This window comes from Neisseria viridiae (assembly GCF_962747995.1).
GTDB lineage: Bacteria > Pseudomonadota > Gammaproteobacteria > Burkholderiales > Neisseriaceae > Neisseria > Neisseria viridiae.
Genome location: NZ_CAUJAJ010000001.1, coordinates 322,680 through 343,241, shown reverse-complemented (window position 1 = coordinate 343,241; position 20,562 = coordinate 322,680). Strand labels below are relative to the sequence as shown.

Annotated in this window: 12 protein-coding genes and 2 pseudogenes; 6 read left to right on the top strand and 8 right to left on the bottom strand. The window is 49.7% G+C overall.

What is annotated here, in order from left to right; genetic code table 11:
- Positions 1–6: 6 nt before the first annotated feature.
- From Q9J79_RS10370 to glgX, 5 genes and pseudogenes are all read right to left on the bottom strand, one after another.
- A pseudogene (locus Q9J79_RS10370) lies at positions 7–162 on the bottom strand (ESPR domain-containing protein); the annotation flags it as partial.
- A 215-nt stretch (positions 163–377) separates the two neighbouring features.
- A complete protein-coding gene (mafI, locus tag Q9J79_RS01770; RefSeq protein WP_002214231.1) occupies positions 378–797 on the bottom strand; it encodes a protein MafI in 420 nt (139 codons plus the stop codon).
- A 26-nt stretch (positions 798–823) separates the two neighbouring features.
- Positions 824–1,399, bottom strand: a pseudogene (gene mafB, locus Q9J79_RS01765) (polymorphic toxin MafB class 2); the annotation flags it as partial.
- Between the two features lie 240 nt (positions 1,400–1,639).
- Positions 1,640–4,114, bottom strand: coding sequence for a glycogen/starch/alpha-glucan phosphorylase (locus tag Q9J79_RS01760; protein ID WP_301911283.1), 2,475 nt, complete (start codon positions 4,112–4,114; stop codon positions 1,640–1,642).
- A gap of 104 nt (positions 4,115–4,218) precedes the next feature.
- Positions 4,219–6,210: a glycogen debranching protein GlgX gene (gene glgX, locus Q9J79_RS01755; protein ID WP_304685281.1), complete on the bottom strand. Its 1,992-nt coding sequence runs from the start codon at positions 6,208–6,210 to the stop codon at positions 4,219–4,221.
- A gap of 38 nt (positions 6,211–6,248) precedes the next feature.
- Between glgX and Q9J79_RS01750 the strand changes: the two genes are divergently transcribed.
- Positions 6,249–6,593 carry a hypothetical protein gene (locus tag Q9J79_RS01750; RefSeq protein WP_304685280.1) on the top strand — a complete coding sequence of 115 codons (345 nt, stop codon included), beginning with the start codon at positions 6,249–6,251 and terminating at the stop codon, positions 6,591–6,593.
- Here the strand turns inward: Q9J79_RS01750 and Q9J79_RS01745 are convergent.
- Entirely contained in the window at positions 6,500–7,810 is a 1,311-nt protein-coding gene (locus Q9J79_RS01745; RefSeq protein ID WP_301911286.1) for a replication-associated recombination protein A, read from the bottom strand. The two genes, Q9J79_RS01750 and Q9J79_RS01745, sit on opposite strands and share 94 nt — an antisense overlap.
- A gap of 1,457 nt (positions 7,811–9,267) precedes the next feature.
- Here Q9J79_RS01745 and Q9J79_RS01740 point away from each other — a divergent pair.
- The 5 genes from Q9J79_RS01740 (at position 9,268) to Q9J79_RS01720 (ending at position 16,082) form a co-directional block, all read left to right on the top strand.
- Positions 9,268–12,123: an autotransporter outer membrane beta-barrel domain-containing protein gene (locus tag Q9J79_RS01740; RefSeq protein WP_301911371.1), complete on the top strand. Its 2,856-nt coding sequence runs from the start codon at positions 9,268–9,270 to the stop codon at positions 12,121–12,123.
- A 303-nt stretch (positions 12,124–12,426) separates the two neighbouring features.
- Complete coding sequence (locus Q9J79_RS01735) at positions 12,427–12,795, top strand: hypothetical protein (RefSeq protein WP_118792607.1); 369 nt, start codon at positions 12,427–12,429, stop codon at positions 12,793–12,795.
- Between the two features lie 72 nt (positions 12,796–12,867).
- On the top strand, positions 12,868–14,277 hold the full coding sequence (gene thrC / locus Q9J79_RS01730) for a threonine synthase (protein ID WP_301911372.1): 1,410 nt from the start codon (positions 12,868–12,870) through the stop codon (positions 14,275–14,277).
- Between the two features lie 46 nt (positions 14,278–14,323).
- The gene (locus Q9J79_RS01725) at positions 14,324–15,118 is read left to right on the top strand and encodes a BUD32 family EKC/KEOPS complex subunit (protein WP_301911287.1); all 795 of its coding nucleotides are present in this window, start codon (positions 14,324–14,326) and stop codon (positions 15,116–15,118) included.
- A 187-nt stretch (positions 15,119–15,305) separates the two neighbouring features.
- Entirely contained in the window at positions 15,306–16,082 is a 777-nt protein-coding gene (locus tag Q9J79_RS01720) for a ferredoxin--NADP reductase (protein ID WP_002213456.1), read from the top strand.
- An 823-nt stretch (positions 16,083–16,905) separates the two neighbouring features.
- Here the strand turns inward: Q9J79_RS01720 and Q9J79_RS01715 are convergent.
- Together Q9J79_RS01715 and hflX are read right to left on the bottom strand one after the other, a co-directional pair.
- On the bottom strand, positions 16,906–19,386 hold the full coding sequence (locus tag Q9J79_RS01715) for a heavy metal translocating P-type ATPase (protein ID WP_301911288.1): 2,481 nt from the start codon (positions 19,384–19,386) through the stop codon (positions 16,906–16,908).
- Complete coding sequence (gene hflX / locus Q9J79_RS01710) at positions 19,383–20,561, bottom strand: GTPase HflX (RefSeq protein WP_301911289.1); 1,179 nt, start codon at positions 20,559–20,561, stop codon at positions 19,383–19,385. Before hflX ends, Q9J79_RS01715 begins: the two co-directional genes overlap by 4 nt.
- Position 20,562: the final 1 nt, after the last annotated feature.

Here is a 20,562-nt window from a genome sequence, read left to right as displayed (position 1 = left end):
CATTCTAGGTGCATGAGTAGTACCCAAAGGAACAGATTTCACATGAGCGCTGCCTGAATCACTATCGGCACAGCTTTTACCCTCGCGCTTCACATTCTCTGCAACAACCATCAGGCAACCGCGACAAGAGTTGAAGATGATACGATAGAGGGTTTTGTTTATGATTTTAGTTCCTTGATTTTTAGAGAGTTATTAAAAAATAGATAATCTTAATTATTCTAATTCAAGGATTTTATCTAAATCAAATGCTTACTGCCATTCGTTTATGAGAACTTGTATTCAATACAAGTTCTAACATCTTAATCATGGCACAGCGTATAAGCGTGGATTTGCAGTCCAATCTATATCGCTGATTCTATTCATTAAGCTAATTATGCTTATTCCTCAATCACAGTCTCCACCACCGAATGAATACTTTTAGGCAATTGCAAAAAAGCATTCCAAGCAATTAAAGCAGTTTTAAAAGTATGCAGCGAACAGCTTAAATCAGGCCAGCCGTCTTCTTCATCAAATTCGTTGTGATAGAAAACTACTTTTTCAGCAGAAATATCCCAGCAAAAACCTTGTCCACCTCCTGAATAAACTTCATTGGGATTATTTTCTGCTTGATGGATAAATTCTAAATTTTCATCTATGTCTTTTTGTAGATAAAGGTCTCCTGTTAAAACATAAATAATATATTGATACACTGTTCCTCGTGTATTTATCTTTTGATTAGAAGAATTATCTAAAAACTGGCAGTAGTTAAATAATTCACCAGAACTAAACTGATCATAAAAACATTTTATTTTATACATTTAAAAACACCTTTTTAATCAATACTTCATTTACTATTATAAAGTGGATAAGCTGTTCGATTAGGTTCCGTAAATCCTTCTATTTCAACACCAGATTTACTTGTACCTCTCCATTTTTGACCTTCTAATTCCTTTCTTTTCTCCCAAGCCGAAGTAACTTCAGCCCTAATTCTAGCCTCATCCCAATCTTTTGGGAACATAGAATGATTTGTCATAGGTTTTCCGCCCCTTCCTTTTTTCATTTCCCAACTTCCATCAGGCTTTTTAATTTCCACTGTCGCTTGATAAACCCCATGTTTATCAGGTGCCGAGGTTTGTTGTATCACCCGTACATCACCACGGGTTAGACTATGCCCTCCTGTTACTGTGCCTTTCTTATTGATATCACCACCTATAAAATGATTAAAATCTAACCCTGTTTTATTTTCCCATTCTCGTTGCGCATGGGCTTTAAACTGACTACTCTGACTCCTTCTTCTCGTTTCCTGAACATTTTTCTCCACCTGCTCACGAGTTGTCAATTTATTAAGCTTCCTATCAACCTCCCATCTCGGTTTCGCATCAAACACAGGCTTAGCCTTAGGTATACCGCCCCCCGATTTACCCACACTGAACAAATCCAGTGAGAATTGAATATATTCCGCAGCCTGCTCCGACAACCCCAACTGCTTCAAGGTCTGGACCGTAATCGCAAGTATCCTGTAAAATGGCAATTAAATTTTAAAAGGCCGTCTGAAAGTTTTCAGACGGCCTTTTAAGTTTGTTATCCAATTCAAAAACAGCAAATATAAAAAAGCCGATACACCTTTCCGATGTATCGGCTTTCGCTATCTGCCCAACGCTTAATTTTTGCTGGGCAATTCTTTTTCGCTCAATGGTTTGATGTACCAAATATCGCGGCAGTAGTCGGCGATGGAGCGGTCGGATGAGAAAAAGCCCATATTGGCAATGTTGATCAAGGCTGATTTGCGCCACGCGGAGGTGTTGCGGTAGTGTCCGTCCGCTTTGTATTGCGTGTCGATGTAGCTGCGGAAATCCGCCATCAGTTGATAGAAATCGCCGTACGGCTGCAACACGTCTTTGTAGCGGCCCGGCTCTTCCGGCGAGAACGCGCCTTGGCTGATTTGGTTGACGACGCGGCGCAGGTCGCTGTCGCGCTCGATATAGCCCAAGGGGTCGTAACCGTTGCGGCGGATTTCTTCGACTTGTTCGACGGTGTTTCCGAAGATATAGCAGTTGTCCGCGCCGACTTTTTCCAAAATTTCAACGTTCGCGCCGTCTAGCGTACCCATACAGATTGCGCCGTTGAGGGCAAATTTCATATTGCCGGTGCCGGATGCTTCCGTACCCGCCAGTGAGATTTGTTCGTGCAAATCGGCGGCAGGAATGATGATTTGGGCGAGGCTGACGCTGTAATTCGGGATGAACACGACTTTAATCAGGTCGCGGATGCGTTCGTCGTTGTTGATGACGCGTGCCACATCGTTAATCAGGCGGATGATTTTTTTCGCCATATAGTAGGCGGATGCGGCTTTGCCGGCGAAGATAAACACGCGCGGCTGCCAATCGTAATCGGGGTTTTCCAAGATTTTATTGTAGCGGTCCACGATGTGCATCACGTTCAAAGCTTGGCGTTTGTACTCGTGGATGCGTTTGATTTGGATGTCGAAAAGCGCGTCGGTACTGACTTTGATACCCAGCTCGGTTTCGATGTATTTGGCAAGGCGTTCTTTGGCGGCTTTTTTCACTGCGCCGAATTCCGCCTGTACGGCGGCATCGTCCGCCGTGCCGTTGAGCTTGGTCAGACTGTCCAAATTCATGCGCCAGTCTGCTTCGCCCAAATGTTTGTCGAGGAAGCGGGTCAGTTCGGGGTTGGCGATGTTGATCCAGCGGCGCGGGGTTACGCCGTTGGTAACGTTGGTAAAGCGTTCTGGGAATACTTTGGCGAAGTCCGCAAAAATGGTGTTGACCATCAGGTCGGAGTGGATTTTCGCTACGCCGTTGACCTTATGCGAACCGATGACGGCAAGCCAGCCCATACGCACGCGGCGGCCGTGGGTTTCGTCGATGATGGAGACGCGGCGGACAAAGTCTTCATCAAAACCCTGTTCCTGTACGCTGTTGAGGAAGTGGGCGTTGATTTCAAAGATGATGTCCAGATGTCGGGGCAGCAGGCGCGCCATCAGCTCGACCGGCCAGGTTTCCAAGGCTTCGCTCATCAATGTGTGGTTGGTGTAGGAGAAGATTTTGCAGCACATTTCCCATGCTTTTGTCCATTCGAAGCCTTCTTCGTCAATCAGGATACGCATCAACTCCGGAATGGCGAGTACGGGGTGGGTGTCGTTCAGGTGGATGGCGGCTTTGCCGGCAAGATTTTCAACGCTCGGGAAACGGCATTTGTGGCGTGCGACGATGTCTTGAACCGAGGCGGAAACAAGGAAATATTCCTGTTTCAGGCGCAGCTCTCTGCCGCTGTCGGTAGAATCGTTCGGATAGAGGACGCGGGAGATGTTTTCGTCGCTGTTTTGCGCACGGACGGCAGAGGCATAGTCGCCCTTGTTGAAGTCGGCAAGGTTGAACAGTTTGCCGGCGTGCGCCGTCCACAAGCGCAACGGGTTGGCACATTCGCCGCCGTAGCCCGGGATGATTTCATCGTATGCCATCGCGGAGATTTCTTCTTCGGGCAGCCATTCTTTTTTGCCGCCCATATTCAGAAGCTGACCACCGAAACGGACGGAATACTGTTTGTTCGGACGGGCAAACTGCCAAGCCAAATCCTGATCCAGCCACAAATCGGGTTTTTCGACCTGCTGTCCGTCCGCGATTTCCTGTTTGAACATACCGTATTGGTAGCGGATGCCGTAGCCCATTGCCGGAATCCGCAAAGTGGCGAGCGAATCCAAGAAGCAGGCGGCAAGGCGGCCCAAACCGCCGTTGCCCAAACCCGGGTCTTGTTCTTGTTCGCAAACGTCGGCGAACGCTTTGCCCAGTTGTTTGAACGCCTCTTCAAATTCGGCGTAAACGCCTTCGTTGATCAGGGCGTTGACAAATGCGCGGCCGAGCAGGAATTCCATAGACAGGTAGTAAACCATACGCTTCCCGTTTTCGATGTGGGCGCGGCGGGTTTTCAGGAAGTCTTCGGCAATCAGGTCGCGTGCGGCAAGCATCGCGGCGTTGAGCCATTGGTGTTCGTTGGCATCTTTGGGGTCTGCGCCCAAGATGAAAATCAGCTTATAGACGATTGCCTTGCGGATGGTCTCGGCATCCGGCTTGGGCATGACGTAGTCGAAACCGGAAATGGGAAGTTTTTGAGCCATGTGAAACAGCCTTTCTCTGCGGGGTGATTGAAAAATAGGTTTCCGTATGCCGTCTGAAGGGTAGCCGGTTCAGACGGCATTTCTTTTATTTATGTTCGGACGGGTCATGCTTCCTGCTTCAAAACCCAAATGCCCATATGTCCGGCGGCAAACCGATTTTCAGAAACATTGTAATTAAATTTCTCCGATGGTACGCAAGAAACCTGCCACCGTCCTTGAGGCAGGTTAAAAAACTGCCGATTACGCGCACCGTTGACCAACAGCAGCCATTGCCCGTCCAGCAGAACCTGCATCGATTTCGCCGTCTTGTCGTGCCAGTTTTCATGATTCATCGGCACTCCGTCGGCATTCAGCCAACGTACCCTGCCCTCCGTCCACCAGATGTTTTCGTTCAAAATGTCGATTTCCCGGCGCAGGGCAATCAGCGATTTCGTGTAATCCTGCAACATTTCGTCCGCGTCCTGCCAGTCGAGCCACGCAATCGGGTTGTCTTGGCAATAGGCATTGTTGTTGCCCTGCTGGCTGTTGCCGAACTCGTCGCCGCCGAGCAGCATCGGGATGCCGTTGGAAAGGAACAGCGAGGAGAGCAGTGCTTTAGCGGTGTATTCGCGGCTTTGCCGTATGTCCGTATCGTCGGTCGCGCCTTCGATGCCGTGGTTGTAGCTGATGTTGCCGTTGTGTCCGTCGCGGTTGCCTTCGCCGTTGGCATCGTTGTGTTTTTCGTTGTAACTGACCAAGTCGCGCAGGGTGAAGCCGTCGTGTGCGGTAATGAAGTTGAGGCTTGCCGAGGGCTTGCGTCCGCCGTGCCGGAACAGGTCGGATGAACCTGCTAGACGTTCGGCAAACGCACCCAAATTGCCGTTTTCCCATACCCAAAACGCACGCATATCGTCGCGGAAACGTCCGTTCCATTCGGCAAACGGCGGCGGAAACTGCCCCAAACGGTAGCCGTCGCCGCCGATGTCCCACGCTTCGGCAATCAGTTTCACATCTGCCAGCACGGGGTCTTGGTAAAGCGTTTGGAAAAAATGCCCGTCCGTTCGGAAATCTGGCCCCCGTCCCAAAACCGTTCCCAAGTCGAAGCGGAAACCGTCTATATGGAAGTGTTCCGCCCAATAGCGCAGGCTGTCCGCAGCCCAACGCGCCACATCGCGGTCGGCAATACGCAGCGTGTTGCCGCAGCCCGACCAGTTTTCATAACCGCCGTGCAGCTTGTGCCAATACCAGCGCGCATTGTCGATACCGCGCTGGCACAGCATCGCGCCTGCTTCGTCCTGTTCGGCGGTATGGTTGTACACCACGTCCAAAATCACTTCCAAACCTGCCGCGTGCAGCGATTTGACCGCCTGTTTCAGCTCCGCCGCAGCCTGTTCCGCCTCCGCCGCGTAGGACGGCTCGACCGCGAAATGGGCGCAAGTGTTGTAACCCCAATAGTTCGACAGCCCTGCCTGCTGCAAATGGTATTCGTCAAGATGCTGCTGAACCGGCAGCAGCTCGACCGTGGTAACGCCCAAATCCTTCAAATAGGCAATCACGCGCGCATCGGACAGGGCGCGGTATGTGCCGGCATGTGCCAAATCGGGAAACTGTTTGGTCAGCCCCTTGACGTGCGCCTCGTAAATCACGGTTTGCGCCAAGGGGATGCGCGGACGGCGGTCGCCGCCCCAGTCGAAACCGTCATCGCCCCACACCACGCTTTTGGGCGCAAATGCCACGTTGTCGCGCCCGTCCTCCGATCTGAACCATGCCATCTCTTCCGCATTGCGGAAACTCGGTTTGCCGTCGGTCTGCCGCGCATACGGATCGAGCAGCAGCTTTTGCGGATTGAAACAGGATTCCGCCTCCGTGTCCGCCCTGCCGTACACGCGGTAGCCGTAACGCTGCCCCGTGCCGATTCCGCGCACAAAGCCGTAAAACACCGTGCCTTCGTACGAAGGCAGCTCCAGCCGCGTTTCCCTGCCTTCGCCGTCAAACAGGCACAGCTCCACTTTTTCGGCATTGCCTGAAAACAAGGCGAAATTGACCCCACCGTCCATCGGGGTCGCCCCCATCGGATAAGGAAAGCCGCTTTCGATAACATATTTTTCGGCAACCATAAAACCGTTCCAAAAATAAAATAATAAAATGATTCAGTATGATACGAACAGATAAAGCCCTAATGCCGTCTGAAGCAGGCTTTCCCGCCTTCAGACGGCATCTCAAACTTCAAAACCCGATTCACAGGGCGACGCTTTATGTGCAGTCCTGTGTGTTGGAACATCGGTTAAACATCGTTTACAAAAACGCCGACGCGCCCCGCCGTATTCAGACGGCATCCCAAGGCTCGGAATGCCGTCTGAACGCCTTTGCGGTAGGCAGTCAAAGCCGCCCTGCCCCCAATCCGCCCTATCCCCTAGGCAATGCCTCTTCGTCCAGCGATTTCAACCATGCCAGCTTTTCGCCAATTTTGATTTCCAATCCACGAGGGACGGGTTGGTAGAAATCGGGTTCGTCCAAGCCGTCGGGCATATAGCTTTCTCCGGCGGCGTAGGCGTTCGGTTCGTCGTGGGCATAGCGGTATTCGCGTCCGTAGCCCAACTCCTTCATCAATTTGGTCGGCGCATTGCGAAGATGGACGGGCACTTCGTCGCTGCTGTTTTCTGCAACAAACCGGCGCATTTGGTTATATGCCTTGTAGCCCGCGTTGGATTTGGCGGCGGCAGCAAGGTACAGCACAGCTTGCGCCAAAGCGAGTTCCCCTTCGGGCGAGCCTAGGCGTTCAAAGGTGGCGGCGGCATCGTTGGCGATTTGAAAGGCACGCGGGTCGGCAAGCCCGATGTCTTCCCAAGCGATACGCACGATGCGGCGGGCGAGGTAGCGCGGGTCGGTGCCGCCGTCGAGCATACGGCAAAACCAATACAATGCCGCGTTAGGATGCGAACCGCGCACGGATTTGTGCAGGGCGGAGATTTGGTTGTAGAAACTCTCGCCGCCTTTGTCGAAACGGCGGATTTGCGCCCCGAGACTGTCAGTGAGAAATTCGGCGGTCAGGGTTTTCAGACGGCGCGTGTCGGCGGCGCGTAACAGTTGTTCCAACAAATTCAACAATCTACGCGCATCACCGTCAGCGGTATTCACGAGTAATTCTTGCGCATCCGCTTCAATCGTAAACTCTTGGTATTCAGGCAAAGCCAAAACTTTGGCAATCAGCTTTTTGAGGCCGTCTGAAGACAAGGGCTGCAAAACATACACCTGAGCGCGGCTCAACAGCGCGGGATTGACTTCGAACGACGGATTTTCCGTCGTCGCGCCGATAAAGGTCAGCAAACCGTTTTCCACATAAGGCAAAAACGCGTCCTGCTGCGCCTTGTTGAAGCGGTGGACTTCGTCGACAAACAAAATCGTCGCCCGCCCCTGCTGCAAAGCGATTTCGGCCTTGTCGATTGCCCCGCGTATGTCCTTCACGCCGGAAAATACGGCGGAAACCGGCAGAAACTGGGCATTGAAACTCTGCGCCAAAATCCGTGCTAGCGTAGTTTTGCCTACACCCGGCGGCCCCCACAGCAACATAGAATGCGGCTTTCCTCCCTCCACCGCCACGCGCAAAGGTTTGCCTTCGCCGATGAGGTGTTCCTGCCCCACCACATCGTCAAGCGTATGCGGACGCAATCGTTCGGCAAGCGGCGCGTCGGGTTCTCGGGCAAACAAATCGGTCATAAGGGCTCCGTCGACAGGTTTTCAAACAATATGATTATACGGCAGGGAAAGGCGGCGTGCCGCATACGGATTCCGCCCCGCCGTTTGCATTAAGCCGATATTAGGCGCATACTGAAAAAGACGAGAGACTTCACACACTATATCCGGCCGGAGTCCGATTCCGCACCGGCACAACAATACTCAAATCAGAGTTTCAATTAAACATTAAGGAGACTTTGATGAAACAAAATAGAAAATTTGCTTTATCTACCATTGCTTTGTTGATTCAATCGGCATTATGTTTTGAGGCAGAAGCCCATGAATATACTAATATTCAAGAGATGGAATGGGTGTCTTTATTTTCTGATCCGCAAAGAGACGATGATAGTCTTATAACCCTTAAAGATGAAAAAATCACTGTAAAAAACTATATTGTGCCTTGGTGGAAAAAAGGTGAAAACTTTAGAAAATTAGAACTTATTACCACTGGTAAAAATGATAATGGAAATTTAACGGTAAAGGGAAGTTACGGTATTCTTTCTTATGCAGACAAAGAGCTAGAATACAAACCAGAGCTATTGCTTAAAAGCAATAATGACATTCTATTTAAAAATAATCTCCAATCTGTTGAAATTAATCCTTATTCTAATGATGTCAAGTTAGAAGCCGAAGGAAAAATAGACTTTAATCTAGATATTGCCGAGAAAGCACTCACCCAACAAGGACAGGAATTTCTTGTTAATGATAAATCTTTAATTAAATATCTCAACTACACCACAGACGGTACTAAAGGCTCATTATCTCTAACCTCCAAATTAGGCAACCATCTTAACTTAAATGCAAAAATACACAAAGGTATTCACCATAGCGGTATTGTCAACCATTTAAATACAAATGTTAATTTGACGGCAACAGAAGGCGATAATGTTATTGCCCTTAATGCACATTTAGAAGACAAAATTGATAACCCAGCAAATTTTAGCACCCCAAGTTATTTAAGAGGAATTGAAACCGCCTTTAAATCTCACACCACCTTAGTTGGAGAAAATAATAAAGTTTCCATTACAACTGAAGGCAATGGATTAGGATTAGGATTAGGTAAACAAAACCCCAGCAAGGACAGCCCTTATTCAGGGCATACCACAGGTATTTTTATTAATAACCAGCCTAATAATTTAGATCAACCCACTATTGATGGGTTTAGCTCTGTAAATTTAAAAGCGACAAAAGGCAATAATGAAGTAGATATAAACGTAAGAAACCACTCTTCTGTAAAAGGAATTATTGCCACTCATAATTCAAAAGCAACTCTTGAAGCAGAAGAAGGTAATAATATCATTAAGGTAAAAAATCCGGATTTAAACACACCTATTGAAAGAGCTGAAGGCGAACACTACAGAACAGGTATTCAATCATCAACCGACAGTCAAGTCACCTTGACTGCCAAAAATAATATTGTGGAAGTGGCCGGTAATCCGATGTATCAAGAAGGTTTGCAAGTTGATTCTAACTCTTCCATTACAGCAACAGCAAAAGAAAACAATGAAATTACGGTTGAAAATGCAGCTTATGGCAGCGATGGGGTGTCGACTTTAATCCCCCAAGCTAATGGCCGCCCTTCATTAACCAATGATGGTAATAAAATTATCTTAGAGGCAGGTAAAGATAATATCATTACCATGAAAGCCACCGATGCAGATATGGATTATCTTGAAAATTCTGCTGTGTTAAAGGAAACCAATCATTATAAAGGTAAAAAAGGCTCAAATGGCATACTTAGTGCAGGAGATAAGTCTTTAGTTAAATTGACGGGTAAAAATAATTATATTCTCACTGAATTAAGCGATAAAGCGCGAGCTTTTGAACATAATGGCGTGGTATCGCAAGACGGTGCTAAAGTTGGGATTACCGCCAAAGAAGATAATGCTATTGCAGGAGCAAATGATGGGTCTAATGCTCACACTCAAGCCACTGTCACTATTGATGGTAAAAACAATACTATTTTAGCCTTTCAAAATGGAATGAAAGCATTTGGTAAAGGTCAACAAACGGTAACTGCCAGCGAAAAAAATGAGATTATTGGTGGTGGAACAGGTGTTTGGACTAGACATGAGGGTAGTCATATTGCTCTGAATGGAAAGGAAAACCAAGTATCTAGTAAATTGGGACTGTATGCTTCTGAAAAAAGTCAGCAAACTTTAAAAGCAGAAGATAAAAACGAAATTAATGGCAGTAATGTTGCTATTTACAGTGATGATTCAACCATTAATTTAGATTCTCAAAAAAGCAATATTGTTAATCTTAATGTTAATTCTAAAGCAGATAAAACTGTTAATATATTTGCCTCAAATAATGGATCAATCTTATTAACTGCAAAAGAAGACAATACGATTAATGCCAAACACGAAGGGATTAAATCCGACACTAAGGCAAGTGTTACTTTAGCTGCTAGAAACAATACTATTAATGCCTCTGAAACAGGTATTTATTCATTAAACAGTGCTAAGATAGATGTAAATGGTCAAATTAAATTAAGTTCGAAAATCGCTAATCACGCATCAACAGAGGGGCGCATCAACTTAAATTATGCTGATAAGAGTGAAATTACGGGCGCAACCATCGCAAATGGCGGTAATATTGCTATTAAACCATTAAATTTCTCTACTAACACTATGACATTAACAGGTGATGTGTTATCCGCAAATAATGGCAAAGTAGAGTTAGACTTCACACCAAACAGTCATTTAGTAGGTCGTTTAGATAACTTTGCTGGGTTAAATAATCCTACCCATAAAGATTTATTCAACCGATATGTCAATAACCTAGAAGGCAAAAGTGCGGGCGAAATTAACCTTAATTTAGCCAAAGACGCATTATGGACGATGACAGGTCAAAGCTGGATGGATAAATTGAGCGGCGAAGGTACGGTTGATTTTGACAGTAACAGCAAAACGAGCGGACGCGCCTTACATATCGGCGAATTGGCGGGTGCCAATAAATTCTTGATGCATCTGAATAAAGACGGCATTCACAGCGATATGCTCTATGTGAAAAAAGGAACGTCCACTCCGCAAGAAGTCGTCGTCAAAAATCTGTCCGAAGTGCTCGACAGTATGAATTACGGCGACCGCCTGCGTTTTGCGACTGTTCGAGAAAATTCAGGCAATGAATTTGTGAACGGTAAGAAATATATTGATGATACACATCTTATGGAGCAGGCTTTAACGGTTGAATATTCTGACCATAAAACTGATCCGAGCAATAACGATGATTACAATCGCAGATTTAATGGTGAAACAATGACTGCTGAAAAAGCAGGTAACACAGATGTGGATGCGATGTATGGTAGCGAGCATAGAAAAAATGTCTATTTAGTCAAACAAACTACGGGCAATCCGAGCCGAAATGTCAAAAATATCAATGATATGTTCGACTCAACCGCACATTATGCGTTCACTTTGGATACTTATACCAAACGCGAAGGGGAGCGGGCTTTTTCAACGTTGGACAAAAAAGAAGGCGATTGGATAAGGCTGACGCATACCCGTTTGATTCAATCCAATGCGTTTAGGTTTCATAACAACGATTTTGAAATCGGATATGACCGCTTCAGCCTCAACGAGCAGGAGAAAAAACGCAAATGGGGCATAAGTTTCGACTACGGCCACGGCAGGACATCATTATGGAATACGTTTGGCAAGGGCAAAATCAGGAAATATGAATTGGCCCTGTACAATACTACCCAATACATAGATAAAGAAGGAGACGAAACAGGATATATCGACAATGTATTAAAAATAGGAAAACTGCGTAACCGTGTGATTGCACGAAATCATATGGGGCAATTATGGGGCAAGGGAAAATATAGCAACACCCTATTCTCTATCAGCACCGAATACGGCCGCCGTAAATTTTTGGATGACGATAAATTGTGGCGGATTACACCGCAAGCACAGTTGCAATATTCCTATTTGAGAGGTGCAGGCTATCGGCTCGACAATGGTATAAATGTCAACTTAAGCCACGTAAACAGCCTGATAGGCCGCTTGGGTTTGGATGTTGTGAGAAAATTTGACGAAGATAAAAAACTTTTCTATGTAAAAGGCAATATTCTTCATGAATTCTTGGGCAGCCGCTCCTTTAAGGCATTTGAAGGCAACAGCAGTTATGCTCAAAAATGGAATACGAGGGGGACTTGGTATTCCGCCGGATTGGGCTACAATGCGCGGACAGGCAAAAAAACGAATGTCTTTGCCGATGCGGAAAAAGAGTTTTCCGGCGGCAAAAAAGGTTCGTACAACATCCGCTTATCCGTTTCCCATCAGTTTGACTGAATGATTGAAACCTTATCGCAACAATAGGTTAAATCCATTCAAGTCTTTAGGATAAACCACAATGAAATGCCGTCTGAACCGGTTTCAGACGGCATTTTTGCAAACAGGCAAAATGACGGCGGCGGGATTTTTTATTTTCCCGATTGAAGTATAATGTCGTCGGTTTCAACCGGATATTCAAACGGTTTGCTTCAGCACGCGGAACGGCGCATAAAACGCCGCCCTGTGCGTTATCCCGAACGGGGCGGCTAATCAGATCCTATCGCCATAAAACGGCGGGGTTTCAACCGAAAAGGAATTGAGATGAACAAAACCTTGTCTATTTTGCCGATGGCAATCTTACTCGGCGGCTGCGCCGTCGGCGGCGGCACATTCGGCAGCTTAGACGGCGGCACAGGTATGGGCGGCAGCATCGTCAAAATGGCGGTAGAGAGCCAATGCCGCGCGGAATTGAACAGGCGCAGCGAATGGCGTTTGACCGCGCTGGCGATGAGTGCCGAAAAACAGGCGGAATGGGAAAACAAAATTTGCGCTTGCGTCGCCCAAGAAGCACCGGAACGGATGACCGGCAACGATGTGATGCAGATGCTGGATCCGTCCACGCGCAATCAGGCGCTTGCCGCCCTGACCGTCAAAACGGTTTCCGCCTGCTTCGGCAGGCTGTACCGCTAACCTCCTTCAGACGGCATGAGGCAGATGCCGTCTGAAGCCGTTTTCCTGCAATTTCGACAGACGAGAAAAATCATGAAATACATCAGCACGCGCGGCGAAACCGCACACAAACCGTTCAGCGAAGTTTTATTGATGGGGCTTGCCCCCGACGGCGGCCTGATGCTGCCGGAACATTATCCGCAAATCGGTCGCGAAACCTTGGACAAATGGCGCGGTTTGGCTTATCCCGAATTGGCGTTTGAAATTATGCGCCTATTCGTTACGGATATTCCGGAGGACGATTTGCGCGATATTCTGAACCGTACTTACACGGAAGCGGCGTTCGGTACTAAGGAAATCACCCCCGTCCGCACGCTTTCAGACGGCATCAAAATCCAAGCCTTGTCCAACGGCCCGACGCTGGCGTTCAAAGATATGGCGATGCAGTTTTTGGGCAACGCGTTTGAATATGTTTTAAACAAAGAAGGCAAAAAACTCAATATCTTGGGCGCAACCAGCGGCGATACGGGTTCGGCTGCGGAATATGCCTTGCGCGGCAAAAAAGGCGTGAACGTATTTATGTTGTCGCCCGACGGCAAAATGAGCGCGTTCCAACGCGCGCAGATGTACAGCCTGCAAGACGGGAATATCCACAATATCGCCGTGAAGGGTATGTTTGACGACTGCCAGGACATTGTAAAGGCGGTGCAGAACGATGCCGCGTTCAAGGAAAAATACCATATCGGTACGGTCAACTCGATCAACTGGGGACGCATCGTCGCGCAAGTGGTTTATTACTTTGCGGGCTATTTCAAAGCGACGCAAAGCAATGACGAGCAGGTCAGCTTCTGCGTGCCGAGCGGCAACTTCGGCAACGTTTGCGCGGGACATATCGCCAAACAAATGGGCTTGCCCATCCGCCGCCTGATTGTTGCAACCAATGAAAACGATGTGTTGGACGAGTTTTTCAAAACCGGTGCATACCGCCCGCGCAACAGCGAGCATACTTATGTTACCTCCAGCCCGTCTATGGACATTTCCAAAGCGTCCAACTTCGAGCGTTTCGTGTTCGACCTGATGGATCGCGATCCTCAGGAAATCAATACGCTGTGGGCGGAAGTCGCGGCGGGTAAGGGCTTTGACCTGCGATTTGCCTTGGACAAAGTCGGCGGCAAATACGGCTTTACCTCCGGCAAATCCATCCACGCCGACCGCCTCGCCACCATCAAGCAGGTTTACGAGCAAAACCAAGAACTCATCGACCCGCACACTGCCGACGGCGTAAAAGTCGCCCGCGAAGTGCGTGAAGAAGGGGAAACGGTGGTTTGTTTGGAAACCGCGTTGGCGGCGAAATTCGATGCGACCATACGCGAAGCCGTCGGCGATGTCGCCATTCCGCGCCCCGCCGCGCTGGAAGGTTTGGAAAAATTGCCGCAGCGCGTGCAAACCGTGCCGAACAGTGCGGATGCGGTAAAAGGCATCATCGAACAAACCCTTGCCTGATGTTCCGTATGGGCGGCATTCCGTCCGAGCTTAAGATTGAAAGAAAATGACCTTACCTATGCAGGAAACCCGTTTTTCCATACTGTTGGACGAATTGGCGGCAAAACAGGAAGCAGCCATCGCCCCCCACCTGCTTGCCGACGGAACAAAGGTATGGGTACGCAAAGCAGGCAGGCACAATGCACGATGGCGTTACGCGCTACTCGGTATGGTTGCCCGATATTTGAAACTGGGGGTGTTGAAGCCGGTTCCCAGTCTCGGCGGTGAGCCTGCCATTGCAACCGAGTCGAAACGCCTGTACGAATTGCGCGCGGCGGGGATAGTCGTTCCCGAATTGCTCGCCGTCCGGAAAAATGCCCTTATGTTCGGCAATTTGGAAGGCATCCCGCTCGATGCGCAAATCCGCCAAGAAGCCGAAGCCGGAAAGGCGGACGCTTGGCTTGCCGGTTTGGAAGCCATTGCACGCGTGCATAAAAAACAGCAGTTCCTCAGTCAGGCGTTTGCACGGAATATGATGTGGGCCGGAAAAAACATCAGCTTTTTGGATTTTGAAGACGACCCTTCCGAAGTCCTGACCATAGCGCAATGCCAAGCCCGCGATTGGCTTTGCTACATCCATTCGACCGCGCTGATATTGAAAAACGGCGGACTGCTGGAAGCGGCTGCGGAAAAATGGGGCGGCGTATTGTCGGATCAGCCTGCCGAAATACAAAGGCTGATTGCCGCCACCGTCAAACCGATTCTCCCGATACGCAGGCTGGAACACCCCCGCTGGGGACGGGACGCGCTCAGGCTGGCAGCCTCGATTTCCCTGATTTCCCTTGCCGATATGCCGCCGTAAGCCGCCGCCCGCCCCGCGATGCCGTCTGAAGCCCTTCAGACGGCATATAACCAACGCGCATCAAGCATTGTCGCAACCATCCGTTTCGTTTAGAATTTTGACTTTATCCCGAATCGGGCAGACATTTTCACTCTGCCGCACATCCCGAACAAGCACTATCCATTTCTTTTACTGACAGGAAACCCAAATGGCAGCATTCAATACCCAAAAAGTATTGTCCGTACACCACTGGACAGACGCATATTTTACCTTTACCTGCACCCGCGACGAATCGTTGCGCTTTGAAAACGGACAGTTCGTTATGGTCGGATTGATGGTGGACGGCAAGCCGCTGATGCGCGCATACAGCGTCGCCTCCGCCAACTGGGAAGAACACCTCGAATTTTTTAGCATTAAAGTCCAAGACGGTCCTCTGACCAGCCGCCTGCAACACCTCAAAGTCGGCGACGACGTGTTAATCAGCAAAAAACCGACCGGAACCTTGGTTGCCGGCGACCTGAATCCGGGCAAACACCTTTACTTGTTGAGCACCGGTACTGGCATCGCTCCTTTCTTGAGCATCACCAAAGACCCCGAAATTTACGAGCAATTTGAAAAAATCATCCTCGTACACGGTGTGCGCTACAAAAAAGATTTGGCGTACTACGACCGCTTTACCAAAGAATTGCCCGAACACGAATACCTCGGCGACTTGGTTAAAGAAAAACTGATTTACTACCCGATTGTTTCGCGTGAAGAATTCGAACACCACGGCCGCCTAACCGACCTGATGGTAAGCGGCAAACTGTTTGAAGACATCGGCCTGCCCAAAATCAATCCTCAAGACGACCGCGCCATGCTGTGCGGCAGCCCCGCGATGCTGAAAGACACCTGCAAAGTTTTGGACGATTTCGGTTTGACCGTCTCTCCGAAAACAGGCGTGCGCGGTGATTACCTGATTGAGCGCGCATTTGTGGACCAATAATCTACTTGAAAATGCCGTCTGAACGGCATCAGCAATCAAAAATCCCGAATCCTGCCAATCAGGATTCGGGGTTTTTATAGTGAATTAAATTTAAATCAGGACAAGACGGCGAGCCGCAGACAGTACAAATAGTACGGAACCGATTCACTTGGTGCTTCAGCACCTTAGAGAATCGTTCTCTTTGAGCTAAGGCGAACCAACACTGTACCGGTTTAAATTTAATTCACTATATAGTGGGTAAAAATTAGAAATGCACATTTCCGTCATTCACGCGCAGGCGGGAATCCAGACCTATCCGTTTCATTAGCATTTGAAAATAAAAGAAAAACCAAGCATATGGGTTCCCGCTTGCAGGGGAATGGCGACGGTATTCTGCCGTAGCCAAAGCAGAAAAACATCCTTATTGTCATTTCATCATGATATGACAGTAAGGATGTTAAAAATTAATTATCATTATATAATTGATATATAAGAAAAATTGTCCCAATAAGAAATGTTATGCAGAAAATAAAATGAAAAGGATGGTTTTCATTGAAAATGGTTGTTCTGCCATCGTCATACACAGAGCCAGTATTTGGAAAAAAAATAATCCATATTGACATAATTATTCCATTTATCGCATAAATCCACTTTCTAATTTTTTTCCACATTAATATAATCTCTTATTTAATAAAATCAAAATAAAAATCAAATACCTAGCAATTCGATCTCAAATTTTGAACGCCAACGTGTTTGAGCGGTAACAATACATACTTTAAGTTTGCAATCCTTCATCGTCTCATTTTTGTTTTCATCAACTATACGTCTAAAGCAACGCTGTCCGTCATTGTTCGGACGGCATTTTTTCAGACGGCATGTCCACCTGCTTATGAAGCCGCATGGCGTTGCCCAATACGACCAGCGAACTGAAGCTCATACCCAGTGCGGCAATCCACGGTTGGACATAGCCCAAAACGGCAAGCGGTACGGCAATGATGTTGTAAGCACTCGCCCACGACAGGTTCTGACGAATAATCTGCTGCGTCCTTCCCGCCTGTGTCAGCATATGCGGAACGGTATTCAAATCTTCGTTTAAAAGGACGATATCCGCGCCGTCCCTTGCAATATCGGTTCCGCCCGCCACCGCTGCAGAAGTATCGGCCTGTGCCAAAACAGGGGCGTCGTTGATGCCGTCGCCTATCATCAACACTCTTTTCCCTTCTTTCTGCAAAGCCTTGACATATTCCAACTTGTCTTCCGGCATGGCTTGGGAACGGTAGTGTCCGATACCCAAGGCGACGGCGGTTTCTACAACGGCGGTTTCACGGTCTCCGCTGAGCAGGTGCAGGGTCAGGTTTTGCCGCTTCAACTTGCGGACAACTTCCTCTGCCCCCTCCTTCAACGGGTCTTGAAGATAAAACACAGCTTGGAAACCGAGCTGGTTGCCGAGATAGACCGCGCTGCCACTTTCTGAAGCCTGTTCATCCTGCGGAGGTTCTCCAGCGATTTTGGCAACATAAGCCGCCCTGCCCAATGCCCACACCTGCGTTTCCCCGTTGACGGTCAGTTGCGCACCTACGCCTTCACCGACGTGATTGAGGCGTTGTCCGACCCGTATGTCAGGAATCATGCCGTCTGAAACACGATGGTTGAGGATGGCGCGGGCAAGGGGATGTTCGGACTGTTGTTCCAACGCCTGCGCCACCGCGAGAACAAAGGCTTCGTCTGTACCGCTCAACAATAAGATACGGCTGACGGTGGGATTTCCCCGAGTCAGCGTTCCTGTTTTGTCGAAGATGATGTCGGTGGTTTGGGCAAGCGTTTCCAGGGTTTGCTTACCGCTGATTAAAATGCCTTCGCGCGCCAGCGCACCGGTAGAAGCTGCCAAGGCCGTCGGCGTGGCAAGCGACAGGGCGCAGGGGCAGGTAATGACCAGCAGGGCGACGGTAATCCAAAGCGCGGTGTGTGCGTCGGCGTACAGCGTCCAGCCGATGAAGACGGGGACGGCAAGCAGGAGTTCGCCGAATATGAAAGACGAGGCGTATTGTTCCGCCAACTCGGCAGTGCGCGGTTTTTGCGCCAAGGCGCGGTCGAGCAGGCGGACGATGTGCGACAGGCGCGTGCCGCCGCCGGTGCGGTCGGTGCGTATAATCAGGGGGCTTTGCGTGTTGAGTGTGCCTGCGGTTACTTTTTCAGACGGTATCTTGGCGACGGGCAGGCTCTCGCCGGTCAGCATAGATTCGTTGACGGCACTGCTTCCTTCCAGCACCGTGCCGTCAACGGGGATGGTCTCGCCCGGTTTGACCAGCACCACATCGCCTGCTTGGAGCTTGACGACGGCGGCTTCGCGGACATCCTGTACGGCAGGATAGCCGGGCATCCGGTGGCAGAAGGCGGGTATCAGTTTCACCAGCCTTTCGGCGGCATCGCCTGCCTTGCGTCGGGCAATGTGTTCCATAAAGCGTCCGCCCAGCAGGAAAAACAGCAGCATCGCGATGGATTCGAAATACATCCCCTGCCCTGCGTTGGTGGCGAGGCTGTAAATGCCGGCGGCAAAGGTCATAATGATGGCGGCGGCAATCGGCGTATCCATACCGACGCGGCGGTTTTTCAGGTCGCGCAATGCGCCTTGATAAAACGGGACGGCGCAATAGAATACGACGGGCAGTACCATCAGGAAGCCGCCCCAATGGAGGATTTGCAGGAAATCGGGTTCGATGTCGCCGCCGTAAAGGTAGGTCGGCAGCGCGAACATCATGGTCTGCATCATCCCCAGTCCGGCAACGGCAAGGCGGACGATGTATTGTTTGCGTTCTTTTTGGTTGGCGGCTTCGATTTTTTGCGCGTCATAGGGTGCGGCGGTGTAGCCTGTCTGCCGGATTTTCAACAGAATGTCGGAGAGGTGGATTTTGCCGTCCTCCCAGACGACGCGGCAGCGGTGCGTGCTGTAATTGAGGTCGATGCGGACAATGCCGTCTGTACGCAAAAGCTGCTGTTCGATCAGCCAGACGCAGGCGGCGCAGGTGATGCCGCCGAGCATTAAAACCGCCTCGCGCGTGCCGCCGTGTGTTTCGACAAAATCGGACTGCACCTCGGGCAGGTCGTACAGGAGGATTTGCTCGAGGATTTCTTGGGGCGGCAGCTCGGTTTTTTGCGCGTCGGCGGTGCGTTGTTTGTAATAACTGCCCAAACCCGCGTCAATAATGCTTTGTGCGACTGCCTGACAGCCGGCGCAGCAGGTTTCGCGGTCTTCGTTTTCGTAACGGACAGTCAGGTGGAGGTGTTCGGGAACGTCCAGCCCGCAGTGGAAACAGGTTTTTTTCATGGCATTTCGGTTTCGTCTGTGTTTGGTGCGGTGGCACAATACTCGGCAATGGCTTCGCGCAGTGCGTCTATACCGGTATTTTCAGCAACGGAAATGCGGACGGCGACAATTTTTCCCGCAGCGTCGCGCCATATGCCTGTGTTTTGTTCTTCAGACGGCAGCAGGTCGGTTTTGTTGTACACCTTGATGCACGGAATATCGCCGGCATGGATTTCTTGCAGTACGTTTTCCACGTCTTCAATCTGCTGCCCGCTGTTCGGGGCGGCAGCATCGACGACGTGCAGCAGCACATCGGCTTGCGCGGTTTCTTCCAAGGTGGCGGAAAATGCCGAAATCAGTTTGTGCGGCAGATCGCTGACGAATCCGACGGTATCGGTCAGGATGATGCTGCATTCGGGACTGATGTACAGCCGCCGCGCCGTCGTGTCGAGTGTGGCGAAAAGCTGGTCTTTCGCATATATGCCCGACTTGGTCAGCCGGTTGAACAGGCTGGATTTGCCGACATTGGTATAGCCGACCAGCGCAAACGTTTTGATTCTGCCCGATTCGCGGGACTTACGGCGCAGCGCGCGCTGTTTTTTGAGGTTGGCAAGCTGTTTTTTCAAGACATTAATCCGATGGGCGATCAATCGGCGGTCGGTTTCCAGTTTGGTTTCGCCCGGTCCTTTCATGCCGATGCCGCCGCGCTGGCTTTGCAAATGTCCGTAACCGCGTATCAAGCGTCCCGCCAAATGGCTTAATTGTGCCAACTCGACTTGCAGCCTGCCTTCCTGCGTGCGGGCGCGGCGGGCGAAAATCGCCAGAATCAGCCCTACCCTGTCCAATACGCGGCACTTCAGCTCCTTTTCGAGGTTGCGCTCTTGCGTCGGCGTCAGTTCGTGGTTGAATACGACCAAATCGATGCCGTCTGCGGCAACTGCTTCCGACAGCTCCGCCGCCTTGCCCGTGCCGACAAACAGCGCGGTGTGCGGACGGTCGCGTTTGGCGGTCTCCACAATGACGGGATTGCCGCCCGCCGCCTTGACCAGCTCGACGGCTTCTGCCAATGCCGTCTGAAAACTGTTCAGACGGGCGGCACTGCTGCCCGTACCATCTTTGTCCAACATTACGCCCACCAGCATGACGCGTTCCGGTTGCGCTTGGGTACTGCCGTTGCAGTCTGTTCTGCCTGTCATG